14 protein-coding genes are annotated in these 18286 nt (G+C 64.8%); 3 read left to right on the top strand and 11 right to left on the bottom strand.

Features of this window, described 5'->3' with window-relative positions; translation table 11 throughout:
- Window positions 1-24: 24 nt before the first annotated feature.
- The 3 genes from tsf to QA643_RS19040 all read right to left on the bottom strand — a co-directional run bounded on the left by tsf (window position 25) and on the right by QA643_RS19040 (window position 4731).
- Window positions 25-948 (bottom strand): translation elongation factor Ts, encoded by a 924-nt coding sequence (gene tsf / locus QA643_RS19050; RefSeq protein ID WP_283034607.1) that lies wholly within the window; start codon window positions 946-948, stop codon window positions 25-27.
- 133 nt (window positions 949-1081) lie between these two features.
- Complete coding sequence (locus QA643_RS19045; RefSeq protein ID WP_283034606.1) at window positions 1082-2080, bottom strand: 30S ribosomal protein S2; 999 nt, start codon at window positions 2078-2080, stop codon at window positions 1082-1084.
- Between the two features lie 224 nt (window positions 2081-2304).
- Window positions 2305-4731 (bottom strand): caspase family protein, encoded by a 2427-nt coding sequence (locus tag QA643_RS19040; RefSeq protein ID WP_283034605.1) that lies wholly within the window; start codon window positions 4729-4731, stop codon window positions 2305-2307.
- 241 nt (window positions 4732-4972) lie between these two features.
- Between QA643_RS19040 and QA643_RS19035 the strand changes: the two genes are divergently transcribed.
- Window positions 4973-5440: a YbaK/EbsC family protein gene (locus tag QA643_RS19035; protein ID WP_283034604.1), complete on the top strand. Its 468-nt coding sequence runs from the start codon at window positions 4973-4975 to the stop codon at window positions 5438-5440.
- A gap of 103 nt (window positions 5441-5543) precedes the next feature.
- Here the strand turns inward: QA643_RS19035 and QA643_RS19030 are convergent, their stop codons facing one another.
- From QA643_RS19030 to QA643_RS19010, 5 genes are all read right to left on the bottom strand, one after another.
- Window positions 5544-5963, bottom strand: a complete 420-nt coding sequence (locus tag QA643_RS19030) for a CBS domain-containing protein (RefSeq protein ID WP_283034603.1) — start codon at window positions 5961-5963, stop codon at window positions 5544-5546.
- A 187-nt stretch (window positions 5964-6150) separates the two neighbouring features.
- Entirely contained in the window at window positions 6151-7668 is a 1518-nt protein-coding gene (gene adh / locus QA643_RS19025; RefSeq protein WP_283034602.1) for an aldehyde dehydrogenase, read from the bottom strand.
- A gap of 137 nt (window positions 7669-7805) precedes the next feature.
- Window positions 7806-8771 carry a helix-turn-helix domain-containing protein gene (locus tag QA643_RS19020; protein WP_283034601.1) on the bottom strand — a complete coding sequence of 322 codons (966 nt, stop codon included), beginning with the start codon at window positions 8769-8771 and terminating at the stop codon, window positions 7806-7808.
- A 288-nt stretch (window positions 8772-9059) separates the two neighbouring features.
- Window positions 9060-12569 carry a DNA polymerase III subunit alpha gene (dnaE, locus tag QA643_RS19015; RefSeq protein WP_283034600.1) on the bottom strand — a complete coding sequence of 1170 codons (3510 nt, stop codon included), beginning with the start codon at window positions 12567-12569 and terminating at the stop codon, window positions 9060-9062.
- Between the two features lie 470 nt (window positions 12570-13039).
- Window positions 13040-13774 carry an outer membrane beta-barrel protein gene (locus tag QA643_RS19010; RefSeq protein WP_283034599.1) on the bottom strand — a complete coding sequence of 245 codons (735 nt, stop codon included), beginning with the start codon at window positions 13772-13774 and terminating at the stop codon, window positions 13040-13042.
- A 308-nt stretch (window positions 13775-14082) separates the two neighbouring features.
- Between QA643_RS19010 and QA643_RS19005 the strand changes: the two genes are divergently transcribed.
- Both QA643_RS19005 and QA643_RS19000 read left to right on the top strand, forming a co-directional pair.
- The gene (locus QA643_RS19005; RefSeq protein ID WP_283034598.1) at window positions 14083-14376 is read left to right on the top strand and encodes a DUF3551 domain-containing protein; all 294 of its coding nucleotides are present in this window, start codon (window positions 14083-14085) and stop codon (window positions 14374-14376) included.
- A 162-nt stretch (window positions 14377-14538) separates the two neighbouring features.
- Window positions 14539-14796, top strand: coding sequence for a DUF3551 domain-containing protein (locus QA643_RS19000; RefSeq protein ID WP_283034597.1), 258 nt, complete (start codon window positions 14539-14541; stop codon window positions 14794-14796).
- Window positions 14797-14817: 21 nt separating this feature from the next.
- Here QA643_RS19000 and QA643_RS18995 read toward each other — a convergent pair whose 3' ends face one another.
- From QA643_RS18995 to proS, 3 genes are all read right to left on the bottom strand, one after another.
- Complete coding sequence (locus tag QA643_RS18995; RefSeq protein WP_283034596.1) at window positions 14818-15516, bottom strand: ABC transporter ATP-binding protein; 699 nt, start codon at window positions 15514-15516, stop codon at window positions 14818-14820.
- A gap of 7 nt (window positions 15517-15523) precedes the next feature.
- Window positions 15524-16804 carry a lipoprotein-releasing ABC transporter permease subunit gene (locus tag QA643_RS18990; protein ID WP_283034595.1) on the bottom strand — a complete coding sequence of 427 codons (1281 nt, stop codon included), beginning with the start codon at window positions 16802-16804 and terminating at the stop codon, window positions 15524-15526.
- 69 nt (window positions 16805-16873) lie between these two features.
- Window positions 16874-18193, bottom strand: a complete 1320-nt coding sequence (gene proS, locus QA643_RS18985; RefSeq protein ID WP_283034594.1) for a proline--tRNA ligase — start codon at window positions 18191-18193, stop codon at window positions 16874-16876.
- Window positions 18194-18286 lie beyond the last annotated feature (93 nt).

Below are 18286 nucleotides of genomic sequence, written 5' to 3'. Positions count from 1 at the left end.
GCCGGAAGTCTGTGACCGCAGCGGTTACTTCTTGCCGCTGGCCGCCGCGACCTCGGCCGCGAAATCGGATTCCTGCTTTTCGATTCCCTCGCCGAGAGCATAGCGCACAAAGCCGGCAATCTTTACAGGTCCGCCGACCTTGCCCTCAGCTTCCTTCAGCGCCTGCGCCACCGACTTGCCGGTGTCGTGGATGAAGGCCTGGTCGAGCAGGCAGACTTCCTTGTAGTAGGTCTTCAGGCCGGACTCGACGATCTTCTCGATCACATTCTCCGGCTTGCCCTGCTGGCGATACTTGTCGGCCAGCACGTCCTTCTCGCGCTTCACGGTCTCCGGGTCGAGGCCGGCCGAATCCAGCGCCAGTGGATTGGTCGCCGCGACATGCATCGCGAGCTGGCGGCCGAGCTGGGCCAGCTCGTCGGTCTTGCCGGCCGAATCCAGCGCGACCAGCACGCCCATCTTGCCGGCGCCGTCGATCACCGCGCCATGGATGTAGCTCGAGACCACGCCCTTGCTGACCTCGAGCGAGGAGGCGCGGCGCAGCGACATGTTCTCGCCGATCGTGGCGATCGCGTCGTTGATCGCAGCCTCGACGGTGACGTCGCCGACCTTGGCAGCCTTGATCACCTCGACGTCGGCCTTGTTGTGCAGAGCGACCTGGGCGATCATCTTGACGAGGCCCTGGAACTGCTCGTTGCGCGCGACGAAGTCGGTCTCGGAGTTGACTTCGACCACGACGCCCTTGGTGCCCGACGTCAGCGCGCCGATCAGGCCCTCCGCCGCGACGCGACCGGCCTTCTTGGCAGCCTTGGACAGGCCCTTCTTGCGCAGCCAGTCCTGAGCCGCCTGCATGTCGCCATTGGTTTCAGTGAGCGCGGCCTTGCAGTCCATCATACCCGCGCCGGTCGACTCGCGCAGTTCCTTGACCATCGCCGCAGTGATCGTTGCCATCGTTGAATATCCTTCTTGCCTGTGAGCGGCCGGCCCGGCGCGCTTTGCGCCGTGCCATCGTCAGCTCCAGGGAATGCTCAAGCCTTGAGGAACAGAACCGGTGGCCGGACGATCCGGCCACGCGGCGTACCAATTATTCCGCTTCCGCAGTGAGCGCCTTGGCCTGGGCGACCCAGGCATCGGCCCGGCTCGGAAGACCGACCTCTTCGCCGATCTTGTGTGCGGTATCGTGATCGAGCTCGGCGAGCTGCCAATAGTGGAAGATGCCGAGATCGTTGAGCTTCTTCTCGATCGTGCCCGACACGCCGGTGAGCTTCTTGAGGTTGTCGGCAGTGCCGCGGGGACCGGCCAGGCCCTGGAAGCCAGAGGTTTCGGCCGTGGCCGGAAGTTCCTCGCGGAGCGGCTGAACAGCGGCGCCGACGTCGATGCCGGAATCGCCCTGCGCGCGCGAAATGCCGTCGATGGCGGCGCGGGCCACCAGGTCGCAATACAGGGAGATGGCGCGGCCGGCGTCGTCATTGCCCGGCACCACATAGGTGATGCCCTTGGGGTCGGAGTTGGTATCGACGATCGCGGCAACGGGAATGTTCAGCCGCTGCGCTTCCTGGATCGCGATGTCTTCCTTGTTGGTGTCGATCACGAAGATCATGTCGGGAAGACCGCCCATGTCCTTGATGCCGCCGAGCGAACGGTCGAGCTTGTCACGCTCGCGCTGCAGCGTCAGCCGCTCCTTCTTGGTGTAGGAGTTGGCTTCGCCGGACGACAGCACCTCGTCGAGATGACGCAGGCGCTTAATCGAGCCCGAAATCGTCTTCCAGTTGGTCAGCGTGCCACCGAGCCAGCGCGAGTTGACGAAGTACTGCGCCGAGCGCTTCGCCGCATCGGCCACGCCGTCCTGCGCCTGGCGCTTGGTGCCGACGAACAGGATGCGGCCGCCCTTGGCAACGGTGTCCGACACCGCCTTCAGCGCGTTGTGCAGCATCGGCACGGTCTGGGCGAGATCGATGATGTGGATGTTGTTGCGGGCACCGAAAATGTAATCCGCCATCTTCGGATTCCAGCGGTGCGATTGGTGACCAAAGTGCACGCCAGCTTCGAGGAGCTGACGCATAGAGAAATCGGGTAGCGCCATAGGTATAGTTCTCCGGTTGGTTCCTCCGGAAACGTGTGAGCAAACGGGCCTGACTGGCCCGGTTGCCACCGGACGGCCTTTGAGAGCCATGTTTCCGTGTGAGATGGCGCGCTATATAGCCGGATTCCAGCCAGAAGCAAGGAAATACGGCTGGATTTTCAGCCCCCAAGCCCTGCGATTTGGAGCCGTCCCGGGCCAGATCCAGTGATCTGGCCCGTTAACACTCAGCAGCGGGCGCCGGGCGGGCAGCTCCTGGCCGGCGCGGCGCGCACCGCCGGTGGCGGTGCCGCCATCCGTGGCGGTGGTGCCGGGGCAGCCATCCGCGGAGGCGGCGGAGCGGCCATCCGCGGGGCTGGCGGAGGCGGCGCAGCCATTCGTGGCGGCGGCGCAGCCATGCGAGGCGGCGGCGCCGGTGGCGCGGCCATTCTGGGTGGAGGCGATGGCGCGGCCATCCTTGCCGGCGGAGGTGGCGGGGCCATCCTGGGCGGCGGCGCCGCCGGGCTGATCCGCGCAGCCGGCGGTGGCGGCCTTGCCGCGATCGCCGCGGGCGGCGGGGCTCGCCGCACGTCGGGCGGCGGTTGAGGTCGCGGGGCAACCGCAGCTGATGGCCTCGATGGCGCGGCGGCGCTTGGTGGCGGCGTGCCTCGGGGTGGCGGGCCGACCGGAGCCGTTGCGCCAATGGCAGGCCGTGCGCCGGTCACGCCGGGTGCGGGCGGCGGCGTGCCGGGCGCAGTCCTGGCGTTCGGATTGACCGCGGCGCTGGGCGGTGGCGCGCCGGGCCCGGTCCTCGCGTTCGGATTGACCGCCGCGCTGGGCGGTGTTGGCGGAGTGCCGGGCGCGGTCCTCGCGTTTGGATTGACTGCAGCGCTAGGCGGTGGCGGCGGCGCGCCCCTGGCGCCCGGCACCGGCAACGCATTGGCCCTCGGCAGGGGCTGCGGCGACGGCAGCGTCGCGGCCGGTGCGTTTGCCGGCTGCGGCGCGTTCGGCCGTCCGGCCTGTCCCGCGGGAGCGCCGGGCAAACCGGTCCTCACTGCGGGATTGATCGTGGCGCTCGGTGGTACCGGCGCCTTGCCCTGCTGGATCAGCGTCGCGCGCTGCGCGACCGCGGGCGGCAGGCTCGGCGTGGCGGTTCCTTGCGCCGGCGCAACCGCCGGCGAGCCGGGACGGCCAGCCCTTTCCCCGGGTCCGGCCGCGGGCGGCGGCGGCCCCCGCCGGTTGATGACGCTGTCGATGGCGGCGCGATTATGGATGTTGGCAAAGATGACGTTGTTCGGCGGCGGCGCGACATAGCGCGGCGGCCTGACATAGACCGGGATCGGCACGAACACCGGCTGCGGCAGGATGAATAGCCCGATCGGCGGCGGCGGCGGCTCCAGCACCACGAAATCATCCGGCGGCGGCGGCAGATAGTAGACCGGCGCCGGCGGCGGTGGGACGAAATCGAACTCGGGATCGCCGAAGGCCAGCACCGGGCGATCGACATAGATGATCTCTTCCGGCGGCGGTGGCGGGACATCGTAGTCGATGACGTCGAATGTCGGCGGCGGCTCGAGCGGCGCGGTGAGAATGGCCAGCCGGCGGCGCGCGTCGGCGGCATGCGGCCCGCGCGGATAGCGCTGCAGATACGACCAATAGGCGTTCGGTGTATCGGTGCGGTAGGTGCGGCGCCATGTGATCGCTTCGCGCCGCGCTGCCGCGATCGCCCTCACCCGTTTGGACAAGGGATCGCTTGCATAGGCGCCGAGAAATTCCTCATAGCCCTGTAGCGTGTCGCGCTCCAGCGCCGCGGCGTAGGCGTCCCGCACGCCGAGATCGCGGATCGGCTTGTCCTTGACGGCGGCGGCCTGATCCGGTGCCGCCGGGGCCGGCGCATCGGGGGCGCGCTCGAAGAAGGTGAAGCCGGCATCGACCTTCTGGCTGTCCCAAGGCACCTGCGCGCCCTTGCTCGCCTCGTTGACGCGCAGCCTGAGGCGATTGAAAACCTCCGGCAGCGGCAACCCGCCGGTCCGGATCATCTCGGCCAGCGACTGGGCGTAGATGCCATACGGCCCCTGCTCGGCCGGCGCGATCGTTCCCGGCGCCGCATTGAAGGCGATCAGCATGTGCGGATCGGCCTCGACCAGCGCGAGACCGCTTGCGATCTGTCCATTGACGAAAGGCTGTTGCCGCGCCGCGTCCAGCACGACGATGCCGGCCTTCAGCGGCAGCGAGGCCAGCTGGCGGATATAGTCGCCGGTCCGCAGCGCCTCGATCGGTACGTCGGCTTCGCGGTTGATCGCGGAATCGACCGGCACGAAATAATTGTCGCCGGCGAGCTGCAGCCCGTAGCCCGCGAGATACACCATCGCGACGGTATCCGGCCCCGAGCTTTCCGCCTTCTGGATGAAATCGCGAAAACTCCTGCGCAGCGTGTCGCCGTCGAGGTCGCGGGCGCCGATCACGTCGAAACCGGCCGCCTGTAGGGTCTGCGCGATCAAGCCCGCATCATTGACCGCCGTCGCCAGCGGCGATTGCGCGTAGGCGCCGTTGCCGACCACCAGCGCAATCCGCTTTTCCGGCTGCTGCGCGGCGGCATCGCTCAGATGTCCCGCCAGAACGGATATCGTGACGAGACACGCCGAAAGGATCGTTAAACTTCTAACTGCCCGCATGGGTCCCACCCTGTCGCCGCCCACGCGCCGTATCGAAGGCGCTTTGAGCTGAACATTTCTTGAACAAATGCGCTCGCAACAAGGCACGGCGGCCCGCTCCGCCCGGTTCCTGACAGAATTGGGCATTGTGGCGACCGCCCGGCGGGCGTATCTTATCATTAGATCGTGTTCGCCCGCATCGTGAGGCGGTGGCGCGAGTTCCTCCGATGTGGCGGATTGCCCATGCAATGGAGGAGCCGCCATGACCGTTTCCCCGACCCTGCAGAAATACCTGGACCAAGGCGTCAGCTATGACCTGATTGCCCATGCCCCGACCATGTCATCGACGCGCACGGCGGAAGCCTGCCACGTCTCCGGCGAGGCGCTGGCCAAGGCGGTCGTGCTGCGCCGTGACGGCGGCTACATGATGGCCGTGCTTCCGGCCTCGCACCATCTGCATCTATCCGCGCTGAAAAGTCAGCTCGGCCACAAGGTCGACCTGGCGAGCGAGGATGAAATCGAACGTCTGTTCGGGGATTGCGAGCGCGGCGCCATCCCGGCGCTTGGTGAGTGTTACGGGCTCGACGTCATCGTCGACAACAGCATCGATCCGCACCGGGACATCTACGTGGAGGCCGGCGACCACGCGACGCTGATCCGCATGGACGGCGAGGAGTTCGCACGGCTGACGGCGAAGGCCTGGCGCGGCCACTTCAGCACACACGACTGAGGCGGCGCGCGGCCAACGTGATTCAAGCAGAAGATTGGCGGCTGTTCGTGGCTGAACAGCCGCGAGAGGATGTGTGACGCCGCGATCCCAAAGAGGCCGCACGTCAGTGATGCGCCGCGACGTGCTTCACGCATCCGGCCAGCAGATCATTGGGCGCCAGGCGGCCGACGTCGCCGAGGCTGATCATGCCGACCATTCGCTTATTCTTGTTGATGACTGGCAGCCTGCGAACCTGCAGCGACTCCATGTGATGCACGGCCTTGGCAAGGTCGTCATCCTCCCGGCAGCAATGGATGCCGTCGGTCATGACGTCGCGCGCCAAGGCACGATTGGCGTCGAATTTGCCGTTGGCAAGTCCTTTGCAGACGATATCGCGATCGGTCACCATGCCGACCAGCTTGTCGTCCTCGCCGATCGGGATGCAGCCGATATCGTGCTCGCGCATTAGCTTGGCGATTTCGGTGATGGGCGTATCGGGATTGACCCAGTCGACGCCCTTGTGCATTGCGTCTTTGACTTTCATGGCGGACCTCCGTCACTGCTATTTCAGGTGATACTCACGTGATGCAGCACAGCTTCCCCCTGGATGCGCAACTATACGACGGAACGGGTGTGGCCGGAATCGCAAAGACGATGACAAGTTCTTGAAAAACAGCGCGGCGCGCGGACCGCATTGGCCGCGCGCGCCGCACCATTCCTCTCACTACAGATCAGAAGAAGCCGAGCTTCTTCGGGCTGTAGCTGACCAGCAGGTTCTTGGTCTGCTGGTAATGGTCGAGCATCATTTTGTGGGTCTCACGGCCGACGCCCGATTGCTTGTAGCCACCGAACGCGGCGTGCGCCGGATAGGCGTGGTAGCAATTGGTCCAGACCCGGCCCGCCTGGATAGCGCGGCCGAACCGGTATAGCCGGCTGGCGTCGCGGCTCCAGATACCGGCGCCGAGGCCGTAGAGCGTGTCGTTGGCGATGGCGAGCGCCTCGTCATCGTCCTTGAAGGTCGTGACCGAAACAACCGGTCCGAAAATCTCCTCCTGGAAGATGCGCATCTTGTTGTTGCCCTTGAACACCGTCGGCTTGACGTAGAAGCCGCCGGCGAGATCGCCCGGCAGTTCGCTGCGTGCCCCGCCGGTCAGTACCTGCGCGCCCTCCTGGCGACCGATGTCGATGTAGGACAGGATCTTCTGCAACTGCTCGGACGAGGCCTGCGCGCCGATCATCGTCGCCGGATCGAGCGGATCGCCCTGGACGATCGCCTCGACGCGCTTCAAGGCACGCTCCATGAAGCGGTCGAAGATCGATTCATGGATCAGCGCGCGGCTCGGACAGGTGCAGACCTCGCCCTGGTTGAACGCGAACATCACGAAGCCTTCGATCGCCTTGTCGAAGAAATCGTCGTCCTCGGCAGTGACGTCCTTGAAGAAGATGTTGGGCGACTTGCCGCCGAGCTCGAGCGTCACCGGAATGAGGTTCGCGCTTGCATATTGCATGATGAGGCGGCCGGTCGAGGTCTCGCCGGTAAAGGCGATCTTGGAGATGCGCGGCGAGGACGCCAGCGGCTTGCCGGCCTCGAGGCCGAAGCCGTTGACGATGTTGAGCACGCCCGGCGGCAACAAATCGCCGATCAGCCCTGCCCATACCATGATCGCGGCCGGGGTCTGTTCGGCCGGCTTGAGCACGACGCAGTTTCCGGCGGCCAGCGCCGGCGCCAGCTTCCAGCACGCCATCAGCAGCGGGAAATTCCAGGGAATGATCTGTCCGACGACGCCGAGCGGCTCGTGGAAATGATAGGCGACGGTGTCATGATCGATTTCGGAGAGGCTGCCTTCCTGGGCGCGAATGGCGCCGGCGAAATAGCGGAAATGATCGATGGCGAGCGGCACGTCGGCCGCGGTGGTCTCGCGGATCGGCTTGCCGTTATCCCAGGTTTCGGCGAGCGCAAGCAGGTCGAGGTTTTCCTCCATGCGATCGGCGATGCGATTCAGGATCAGCGCGCGTTCGGCAACGCTGACGCGGCCCCATGCTTCCTTGGCGGCGTGCGCGGCATCGAGCGCGTCTTCGACATCCTTGGCTTCGGAGCGTGCGACCTCGCACAGCAGCCGGCCGTTGACCGGCGAGAAATTCTCGAAGTAGCGGCCTGAGCGCGGCTCGGCCCATTTTCCGTTGATGTAGTTCCCGTACCGCCGTTCGAACGGGGCCTTCGCAGTCCGTGAAAATTCGACCTTGTTCATGGCTGTTCCCTCGATATGGCGTCGCTGTATGCGGCGCTCAGGAAAACCATGACGAAGGCTGGGTTTATTGTCTGCCCGTCGAAACCGGATCGTCTGCGCGTGTGTCGCAGAACTGCGACAGTCGCACGAAACAATCCTCAGTGCGCGCGATGGAGATCGAGCCGCCGCAGCTTCCGGTGCAGGGTCGCGCGGCTGATGCCGAGCGCTTCGGCCGCGGCCGATACGTTGCCATTGCTGCGCGCCAGCGCGCGCTGCACGGCGGCGCGCTCGGCCTGGTCGAGATCCCGCGCCGGACTGGAGCTACCACCGAGCAGGTCCGCCGCCGGCAGCGGCTTCTTGAGAAAATCCCTGCTGACCCCGAGCGCCAGCCGCGCCGACCGCGTCGCGCCGATGACGAGGTCGTCGGCATCGACCGCGATCAACCCGCCGCCACCGCGGTTGATGTCAGGTGCAAAAAGGAAGCGGGCATTTGGAAATGCCAGGCGGAAATTCTCCATCTCGATCCGCCGCGCCGCGTCACCGACGGCGACGCCGATGAGATTGACGAAGCCCTCGGTGAGATCGGCGCGGCAGGAGGAGACGTCGAGCGCCGCGGCCAGCCTGCCCTCATGGTCATAGATCGGCGCCGAGGTGCAGCTTAAAAGCGTGTTGCGCGCGTAGAAATGCTGGTCGCGGTGAACGGTCAGCGCGCGTTGTTCGGCAAGACAGGTTCCAATGCCATTGGTGCCTTCGCATTCCTCGCTCCAGACCGTTCCGGTCCACAGGCCCCATGCCTTGAACGTCTCGTCGTCGGAAGCGGCGCCGCGCCGATCGACAGGCACGCCGTTGCGGTCGGCCAGCAGCACGCAGCAGCCGACCCCGCCGACCGCTAGAAACAGACGATCAAGGTTGGACTGCGCGGCGCGGACCAGCGGCTCGATCTGCTGCCGCGCCTGTTCGAATTCGGTCCCGCTCAAGCGTCGCGGCAGGCTGCATTCGGCGGGATCGAGGCGATGAAAATTGGATGAGCGGCGCCAGGACGCGACCATGGCCGACGTCGCGGCCGAGCCGCGCGCCACCGTTGCCTGCACCTGATCGGCATGCTCCTTGGTGGTCTGCGCCACGCTTGTTCCTCCCGTGCTGTATTATTATTCCGCCTGACGCGGCTCGCGAATTGATCCAGGTCAAGCGCAGCCTTGACCGTCTCGCCGCCAAAGGCCCGCGTGAGCCCGGACGATCCTAACACGCACGGTTTGAATTTCCGCTTAGGACCATCGGAGTATGTTGCTTCAATCGTTGCTAATCGACCGAATGACGCGCGCCGGATTTCCTCAAGGCGCTCAGCACTTTCCCCGAAACAAGCCCGGTGGGGGGCACTGTCAGCTTCCGTGCGGTCGAAAGCTCATCGAGCCTCACAGCGTCTGCACGTCCACAACGCCCGCCACCGCCTTGATCGCGCCGGCGATCTGCGGCGAGACCTTGAAGCGGCCCGGCAGCTTCATCTCCACCTCGGTCTGCAGGTCGAGCATCATGACCAGCGAGACGTCGCCGTCGGCGCCGCCCGATGGCGCAGGCGCAGGCTTTGCCGGCTGACCTTTCGCCAAGCCGTTCGATGGCGTGGTTTCGGGCATGTTGAGCCGTCTTGCGATGGATTCCAGCGGCTTGGTGTCGCGCACGAAAATCCGCAGGCCTTTTTGGGTCTTGGCGGCGGCGTCGTCCAGCGGCTCGGCATGCAGCACCCGCGCCCGCACGTCCTCGCCCTGCAGCTCGGCGCCGAGCTGCAGCAGGACGGCAGCCCCCGGCTCCAGCACGTCGCGATATTGCGCGAGCCCTTCGGAGAACAGCACCGCCTCGAAATGCCCCGTCGGGTCCGACAGGCCCATGATGCCCATCTTGTTGCCGGTCTTGGTGCGCCGCTCCATCCGCGACACCACGGTCGCGGCAACCCGGCCGGCGGTCGCGCCGGTCTTCACGGCGCGGGAGAATTCCGCCCAGGACTGCACGCGAAGCCGCTTCAGGACGGTCGCGTAATCGTCGAGCGGATGACCGGACAGGAAGAAGCCGACCGCGTCATATTCGCGGCGGAGCTTTTCGGCCGGCAGCCACGGCTCGATCTGCGGCAGCATGATGGTCGGCGCATCGGCAGCGTTGCCGAACATGTCGTTCTGGCCGATCGTCGCCGCCTCGTGGCTGCGCTGGCAGGCGGCGAGGATGGCATCGGCGCCGGCAAAGACGCGGGCGCGGTTGGATTCGAGCGTGTCGAAGGCGCCGGCGGCGGCGAGACTCTCGATGATGCGCTTGTTGATCGCGCGGGGATTGACCCGGGCCGCGAAGTCCGCAAGCGAGGTGAAAGCACCCTTCTTGCGCTCCTCGACGATCTGGTCGATCGCCTGCTGGCCGACGCCCTTGAGCGCGGCAAGTGCATAGTAGATGGTGTTCTCGCCGACCTCGAAGGTGGCGCCGGAGCGGTTGATGTTCGGCGCCTCGACCTTGATGCCGAGCCGCTGCGCCTCGGCGCGAAATTCCGAGAGCTTGTCGGTGTTGTTGAGTTCGAGCGTCATCGACGCCGCCAAGAACTCCACCGGATAATGCGCCTTCATGTAGGCGGTGTGGTAGGACACCAGCGCATAGGCCGCGGCGTGGCTCTTGTTGAAGCCGTAGTCGGCGAATTTTGCCAGCAGTTCGAAGATGGTCTCCGCCTGCCCCTTCGGCACGCCGTTCTTGACCGCCCCGGCGACGAAGATGTCGCGCTGCTTGTCCATTTCGGCGCGGATCTTTTTGCCCATCGCGCGGCGGAGAAGGTCGGCGTCGCCGAGCGAATAGCCCGACATCACCTGCGCGATCTGCATCACCTGTTCCTGGTAGATGATGACGCCGAAGGTTTCTTTCAGGATCGGCTCCAGCACCGGGTGCAGATATTCCGGCTCCTCATCGCCGTGCTTGCGCGCGCAATAGGTCGGGATGTTGGCCATCGGGCCCGGGCGATAGAGCGCGACCAGCGCGATGATGTCCTCGAAACGGTCGGGGCGCATGTCGATCAGCGCGCGCCGCATGCCCTGGCTTTCCACCTGGAACACGCCGACGACATCGCCCCGCGCCAGCATCTGATAGCTCGGCGCGTCATCGATCGGCAGGGTCGCCAGGTCGACGTGGATGTTGCGCTGCCGGAGCAGTTTGCACGCAACGTCGAGCACGGTCAGCGTCTTCAGGCCGAGGAAGTCGAACTTCACCAGCCCGGCCGGCTCGACCCATTTCATGTTGAACTGGGTCACCGGCATGTCGGATTTGGGATCGCGATAGAGCGGCACCAATTCGCTCAACGGCCGATCGCCGATCACGATGCCGGCGGCGTGGGTCGAGGCGTGGCGCGTCAGGCCCTCAAGGCGCTGGGCGATGTCGAAGGCGCGCGCCACCACCGGGTCCTCGTCGCGGAACGCCTGCAGCTTGGGTTCGCCCTCGATCGCCTGCGCCAGCGTCACCGGCGCGGCCGGATTTTGCGGCACCAGTTTGGTCAGCTTGTCGACCTGGCCGTAAGGCATCTGCAGCACGCGGCCGACGTCGCGCAGCACGCCGCGCGCCTGCAGCGTACCGAAGGTGATGATCTGCGCCACCTGATCGCGGCCGTAGCGCTGCTGCACATACTGGATCACCTCGCCGCGGCGATCCTGGCAGAAGTCGATGTCGAAGTCCGGCATCGAGACGCGTTCGGGATTGAGGAAGCGCTCGAACAGCAGGCCAAAGCGGATCGGGTCGAGGTCGGTGATGGTGAGCGCCCACGCCACCAGCGAGCCTGCGCCGGAGCCGCGGCCCGGCCCGACCGGAATGCCCTGCGCCTTGGCCCATTTGATGAAGTCGGAGACGATCAGGAAGTAGCCCGCATATTTCATGCGCGCGATGACGTCGAGCTCGAAGGCGAGCCGCTTGTTGTAATCCTCCTCCGTCGTGTTCGGCGACAGACCATGCACGCGCAGGCGCTCCGCGAGCCCCTCCTCCGCCTGACGCTTCAGCTCGGCAGCCTCGACCGCGGCGGCATCCGGGCTTGATGCGGCACCGACGGTGAAGAACGGCAGGATCGGCTTGCGCGTCCTCGGGCGGAACGAGCAGCGCTCGGCGATCTCGACCGTCGAGGCCAGCGCCTCCGGAATGTCAGCGAACAGCACCGCCATTTCGGCGCGGGTCTTGAAGCGGTGATCGGGCGTGAGCTGCTCGCGGTCGGTCTCGGCGATCAGCTTGCCGCCGGCGATGCAGAGCAGCGCGTCATGGGCCTCATAATCGTCGTTCGACGCAAAATATGGCTCATTGGTCGCGACCAGCGGCAGGCCCTTGGCATAGGCGAGATCGATCAGGCCGCCCTCGACGCGGCGCTCCTTGTCGATGCCATGGCGCTGCAATTCGATGTAGAGGCGATCGCCGAATAGATTCGCGAGCCGCTCGCAGCGCACGGCCGCGAGCGCGGTGTGATCGGCCTGCAGCGCCAGCGAGATCGGACCATCCGGCCCGCCGGTCAGAGCGATCAGATCCTCGGCCTCGCCTTCCAGCCATTCAAGCTTGATGTGCGGAGATTGATGGACCGGCGTCTCCAGGAACGCCCGCGAGTTCAGCCGCATCAGGCTGCGGTAGCCGCGCTCCTTGGCCGCCAGCAGCACGATTCGCGATGGCGCAGCAGCCAGCGTGCTGCGTGCATTGGGATCCTGGTCGCCGAAATCGACGGCGAGCTCGCAGCCGACGATCGGCTGGATGCCGTAGCCGGCCATCTTGTCGGAGAATTCCAGCGCCCCGAACATGTTGTCGGTGTCGGTCAGCGCCAGCGCCGGCTGGCGGTCGGCCTTCGCCAGCTCGCCGAGCTTGGCGATCTTGATCGAGCCCTTCAGCAGCGAATAGGCCGAATGAACGTGAAGATGGACGAATCCGGCACTGGACATGGTCGCTGAACGGGCTCTTGCATCGTGATGGGAAGCGATCGTCGGAGGCTCCCGCACTCCGACTCGCTATCCGCAATGGTGATGCCTCGGCCTTGCCGAGTCCACGCGGAACGCACGCGACGCGCCCGCCATCCGGCTTTTCCCCAGCCCCGCCTGGCGGCTTGATTCGGCGGCTTGGGCCACCGCATCAAAGCTGCGGAATCACCTGGGCCCAGACCGCGATCATTCCAACAAACAGCGCAATCGAGGCCAGCGCCGCAGCTTCTTCCACGAACATCCGCAACATGATCCGACTCCCTGACGAGATGAGAACATATGAGGAACATTGTTCTATTTTTGTTCGCGGAGTCAAGCGCCCTTTCGCGGCCGGTCCGGCCAGCGTCCCTGCGTGGTTAACCGGCCCCCGCCCGCCGCAACAAAAAAGCCCCGGGACATCGCCCCGGGGCTTCCTTGTTCAGAGCTAACGCTGATCAGTACCTCGAGATCGACGGGCCGCCGAACTTGTAGTTCACGCGGGCGGTGACGAGGTCGACGTCCTGACGGATGCGATCGCTGCCGAAGGCGGCGCCGGCCGGTGTGGTGAAGTTATAGGTACGATCCTGCATGAACAGGTGATTGTACTCGACGCCAACCGACCAGTTCGGAGCGAAGGCATATTCGAGGCCGGCGCCGATCGTGCCGCCCCAACGGGTGTCGTCACCAGTGACGCCAGCGAGCGCGCCGCCGATGGTGTTGACGCGATAGGTGTTCGAGGTCACCGCGGCACCGCCCTTGACGTAGAGCAGGACGTTGTTGACGGCATAACCGACCTGACCAGTGAACAGGCCGAACGCATCGACGTTGGTATGGTTGCGGAAGCGGTTATCCTGCAGGCTCACATTGCTGCCCGAGAAGTCGGCCCAGTTGCCCTGAGCTTCAACGCCGAACACCCAGGTGCCGGCCTGCCAGCGATAGCCGACCTGGCCACCGACGGTGCCGCCGGTCGCGTCATGCGAACCCTCGGCGCCAAAGCCAACCAGATCCCAGGAGTTGCGGCTCGAACCGTAGCCGCCGTTCACGCCGATGTAGAAACCGGTCCAGTCATACACAGCCGCGACCATCGGGGGCGCCTTGGTGTAAGGACGCGCAGCGAGATCAGCAGCAATAGCCGGCGCAGCCGCGCCGAGCGCGATCAGACTGGCCGTAACAAGCAAAACCTTCTTCATTCGTATTCCCGTTCCTTTATTGACAGCCCCCAAGGCCGCGGCATGCTCATAGCATCGTCAGTTCGAATTGCTGTAACCTCGCTGCAACAACGCGCACCAAATGGCCCAACTGTGGTCGCAACTTTGTGAACGCAAGTTAATGTTGCCGCACAAGCATTTTTTGAAACATTGCGACGAAGCGCGCCCGCAAAAAGGTTCCCTTTTGATAGTACAGCGATTGGCGCGGCCGGAATCGGTTGACGAAATTGCGCCGGTGCGGCTTCCTCCGACCAACGTGCGGCGCCGATCCGCTGAGAAGGAGACACGAAATGCGTAGAGCTGTTCTGGCCGTTTTGACCGCAACCGGACTGGCGGCCCTCGGCGCTGCGCCCGCCGAAGCGGTCGGCACGCGCTATCCGTTCTGCCTTCAGGGCGATGAGTATCCGGCACTGAGCTATTGCACGTTCACAAGTTATGAGCAGTGTCAGGCAACCGCCTCGGGACGTTTCCTCCAATGCATCGCCAATCCCTATTATGTCGGCGAAAGCGAACCGCCGCGCGCTGGGTATCGCCCACTGCCCGGCCGCGCGCTCCCGCCCGCTCCCGGCTACGGCAGGTATTAGGCCCTACCAAGATTTCGCGACCGCTCCTGCTGTCGCCGCCCGCAGGCAATCAACGCGTGAACGTGATTTGACGCGGGCGTTGCCGCGTCGTCTGCTTGAAAACCGAAGATTGCAAGCGCTGCGGCAGAGCGGACCGCGGCGTTGATCGCATAGGAGCTTGTGATGCGCATTCTGGCTTTGGCAATTTTGGCGATCGGAGCAGCTTCGGCAGCCGCGCCGGCGCAGGCCCAGACCTACGATCCCAGCTACCCCGTCTGCCTGCATGTGTACGGCAGGATCAACTACTACGAATGCCGCTACACCTCGCTGCCTCAATGCAACATGTCGGCATCGGGCCGCGCGGCACAATGCGTGGTCAACCCGTATTACGCGCAGGCCCAAGGGCCGTCGGTGCGCAAGCGGTATCGCCAAGTCTACTGAGATTGCCTACTAAGATTGCCGCTATTCGAGCTCGACGACCAGGCCGTCGACGAGCGAGACCCGGCGGTCCATCCGGCCGGCGAGTTCCATGTTGTGGGTGGCGATCAGCATCGCCACCTGCGTCGCCTGCACGAGTTGCATCAGCGCCTTGAAAACGTGATCGGCGGTATGCGGATCGAGATTGCCGGTCGGCTCGTCAGCCAGTAGCGCCCGCGGCGCATTGGCCACTGCACGCGCGATCGCGACGCGCTGCTGCTCGCCGCCGGAAAGTTCGGCCGGCCGGTGCGAAATGCGATCGCTAAGCCCGAGATAGGCCAGGATCTCCTCCGAACGCTTGATCGTCTCGGAACGTTTGAGGCCGCGGATCATCTGCGGCAGCATGACGTTTTCGAGCGCGGTGAATTCCGGCAGCAGCCGGTGCGACTGATAGACGAAGCCGATGTCGTTGCGGCGGATCTGGGTGCGGTCGACATCGGAGAGCTGCGACGTCGGCGTGCCCGCGACATAGACCTCGCCGTCGTCGGGGCTTTCGAGCAGGCCCGCAATGTGCAGCAGCGTCGACTTGCCCGAGCCCGATGGCGCCACCAACGCCACCGACTGCCCCGCCCACAGCGCCAGCTTGGCGCCGTTGAGGATGGTCAACGTCGCCTCGCCCTGCCGGTACTCGCGTTTTATCTCGTGGAGATAGATAACCGGTACGTCTTCTGCCTCCTCGGCCATCACGTCCTCACTCGTACCGCAGCGCGTCGACGGGATCGAGGCGCGCGGCGCGCCAGGACGGATAGAGCGTCGCCAGGAACGACAGCGTCAGCGCCATGATCACGACCGCGGTGGTCTCACCAAAATCGACCTCGGCCGGCAGCTTGGAGAGGAAATAGAGTTCCGGCGAGAACAATTCGGTGTTCGTCATCCACGACAGGAACTGCCGGATCGATTCGATATTCAGGCAGATCAGCATGCCGACGAAGAATCCGGTGAGCGTGCCGACCACGCCGATCGCAGCTCCCGTGATCAGGAAGATCCGCATGATCGAGCCCTGCGAGGCGCCCATGGTGCGCAGGATGGCGATGTCCTGGCCCTTGTCCTTCACTAGCATGATCAGTCCCGAGACGATGTTGAGTGCGGCAACCAGCACGATCATGGTCAGGATCAAAAACATCACGTTGCGCTCGACCTGGAGCGCGTTGAAGAACGTCGAGTTGCGCTGCCGCCAGTCGACCAGGAACACTGGCCGCCCGGCCGCTTCGGTGACGAACTTGCGGAACGCGTCGATCCGATCCGGATTGGTGGTGAATACCTCGATCGCGGTGACATCATCCTTGCGGTTGAAATAGGCCTGCGATTCCGGCAGCGGCATGAACACGAAGCTGGCGTCATATTCGGACATGCCGATCTCGAACACCGCCGCCACCTTGTAGGGCTTGATGCGCGGTGTCGTGCCCATCGGGGTCACGGCGCCCTTCGGCGCGACCAGCGTGATGGTGTCGCCGGCATGCAGCGACAATTGATCCGCGAGGCGGCGTCCGATGATCACGCCCTGCCCCTCGTCAAAGCCTTCCATCGTGCCTTGCTTGATGTTCTTGGCGATCGAGGTGAGGTTGTTCAGGTCCGCCGAGCGCATACCGCGCACCAGCACGCCGGCGGCATTGAAGGCGGACGAGGCCAGCGCCTGGCCGTCGACGACCGGCGCGGCTAGACGGATGCCTTCGACCGTGCTGATGCGCTCGGCGACGTCCTTCCAGTCGGTCAGCGGCGATTCCAGCGGCTGCACCAGGAGGTGGCCGTTCAGCCCGAGGATCTTGTCCAAAAGTTCCTTGCGGAAACCGTTCATGACCGCCATCACGATGATCAGCGTGGCGACACCGAGCATGATGCCGAGGAAGGAAAAGCCGGCGATGACCGAGATGAATCCTTCCTTGCGGCGCGCCCGCAGGTAGCGCCCGGAAAGCAGCCACTCAAAGGGGGCAAAGGGCGGAGTTCGGGCTGTCTCGTTCATGGTTTCATCCATTACTCGATAATCCCATGATTCGGGCCAAATGTGGCCTCATTGGCCAACATTACCACCCCGGTGGATATCTTATCCCGCGATCTTCGCCACCGCTTCCGCCGGACTGAGATTCTCGCGCGAGCCGTCGCTGCGTCGCTTGATCTCGAGCTTGCCCTCGGCGAGACCCTTTGGCCCAACCAGGATCTGCCAGGGGATGCCGATCAGGTCGGCGGCCGCGAACTTTGCGCCGGCGCGCTGGTCGGTATCGTCATAGAGCACGTCGACGCCCTTGGTCTGCAACTCGCGATAGAGTTTTTCGCAGGCACCGTCGACCGCGGCATCGCCCTGCTTCAGATTGAGGATCACGGCGGTGAACGGCGCCACCGCTTCCGGCCATTTGATGCCGGCATCGTCGTGGCAGGCTTCGATGATGGCGCCGACCAGGCGCGAGACGCCGACACCGTAGGAGCCGCCGTGGATCGGCACATCAACGCCGTCGGGCCCTGCCACCAGTGCCTTCATCGCCTCGGAATATTTGGTGCCGAAATAGAAGATCTGGCCGACCTCGATGCCCCTCGTGTTGACGCGCCGGTCGGCCGGCACCTCGCGCTCGTAGCGCGCGGCATCGTGGACGTCCTCGGTCGCGGCATAGACCGACGTCCACTGCTCGATGATCGGTGTCAGATCGCCGTCATAATCGACATCGTCGGGCGGAATCGGCAAATCGAGCACGTTGCTGTCGCAATAAACGCCGGACTCGCCGGTCTCCGCGAGCACGATGAATTCATGGCTGAGATCGCCGCCGATCGGACCGGTCTCGGCCCGCATCGGAATCGCCTTCAATCCCATCCGCGCGAAAGTGCGCAAATAGGCCACGAACATCTTGTTGTAGGCGCGCCGCGCCGCCGCCTCGTCGATGTCGAAGGAGTAAGCGTCCTTCATCAGGAATTCGCGGCCGCGCATCACGCCGAAGCGCGGACGCTGCTCATCGCGGAACTTCCACTGGATGTGATAGAGGTTGAGCGGCAGGCTGCGGTAGGACTTGATGTAGGCGCGGAAGATCTCGGTGATCATTTCCTCGTTGGTCGGCCCATACAGCAATTCGCGCTTGTGGCGGTCGGCGATGCGCAGCATCTCCGGACCATAGGCGTCATAGCGCCCGCTCTCGCGCCAGAGATCGGCGAGCTGCAGCGTTGGCATCAACAGTTCCAGCGCGCCGGCGCGGTCCTGCTCCTTGCGAACGATCTGCTCGATTTTCTTCAATACCCGGAAGCCCAGCGGCAGCCAGGCGTAGATGCCGGCCGCTTCCTGCCGCATCATGCCCGCGCGCAGCATCAGACGATGCGAGACGATCTCCGCCTCTTTCGGATTCTCTTTCAGGATGGGCAGGAAAAACCGCGACAATCGCATGGGTCAACTCGAGGAATCAGTGGGCTAGGCAGAAGAAGGTGCAGTGAAACCGGATCGGGTGCGAAAATACAAGGCCGGAGGCCACGAAAAACC

It is taken from the genome of Bradyrhizobium sp. CB3481 (genome assembly GCF_029714305.1).
Classification (GTDB): Bacteria; Pseudomonadota; Alphaproteobacteria; order Rhizobiales; family Xanthobacteraceae; genus Bradyrhizobium.
This window is presented reverse-complemented; position numbering and strand designations above follow the sequence as displayed.

Excerpts from the sequence above, each read along its gene's own strand:
- tsf (WP_283034607.1), bottom strand. The coding sequence starts at position 948 with ATGGCAACGATCACTGCGGCGATGGTCAAGGAACTGCGCGAGTCGACC.
- QA643_RS19045 (WP_283034606.1), bottom strand. The coding sequence starts at position 2,080 with ATGGCGCTACCCGATTTCTCTATGCGTCAGCTCCTCGAAGCTGGCGTG.
- QA643_RS19040 (WP_283034605.1), bottom strand. The coding sequence starts at position 4,731 with ATGCGGGCAGTTAGAAGTTTAACGATCCTTTCGGCGTGTCTCGTCACG.
- QA643_RS19035 (WP_283034604.1), top strand. The coding sequence starts at position 4,973 with ATGACCGTTTCCCCGACCCTGCAGAAATACCTGGACCAAGGCGTCAGC.
- QA643_RS19030 (WP_283034603.1), bottom strand. The coding sequence starts at position 5,963 with ATGAAAGTCAAAGACGCAATGCACAAGGGCGTCGACTGGGTCAATCCC.
- adh (WP_283034602.1), bottom strand. The coding sequence starts at position 7,668 with ATGAACAAGGTCGAATTTTCACGGACTGCGAAGGCCCCGTTCGAACGG.
- dnaE (WP_283034600.1), bottom strand. The coding sequence starts at position 12,569 with ATGTCCAGTGCCGGATTCGTCCATCTTCACGTTCATTCGGCCTATTCG.
- QA643_RS19010 (WP_283034599.1), bottom strand. The coding sequence starts at position 13,774 with ATGAAGAAGGTTTTGCTTGTTACGGCCAGTCTGATCGCGCTCGGCGCG.
- QA643_RS19005 (WP_283034598.1), top strand. The coding sequence starts at position 14,083 with ATGCGTAGAGCTGTTCTGGCCGTTTTGACCGCAACCGGACTGGCGGCC.
- QA643_RS19000 (WP_283034597.1), top strand. The coding sequence starts at position 14,539 with ATGCGCATTCTGGCTTTGGCAATTTTGGCGATCGGAGCAGCTTCGGCA.
- QA643_RS18995 (WP_283034596.1), bottom strand. The coding sequence starts at position 15,516 with ATGGCCGAGGAGGCAGAAGACGTACCGGTTATCTATCTCCACGAGATA.
- QA643_RS18990 (WP_283034595.1), bottom strand. The coding sequence starts at position 16,804 with ATGGATGAAACCATGAACGAGACAGCCCGAACTCCGCCCTTTGCCCCC.
- proS (WP_283034594.1), bottom strand. The coding sequence starts at position 18,193 with ATGCGATTGTCGCGGTTTTTCCTGCCCATCCTGAAAGAGAATCCGAAA.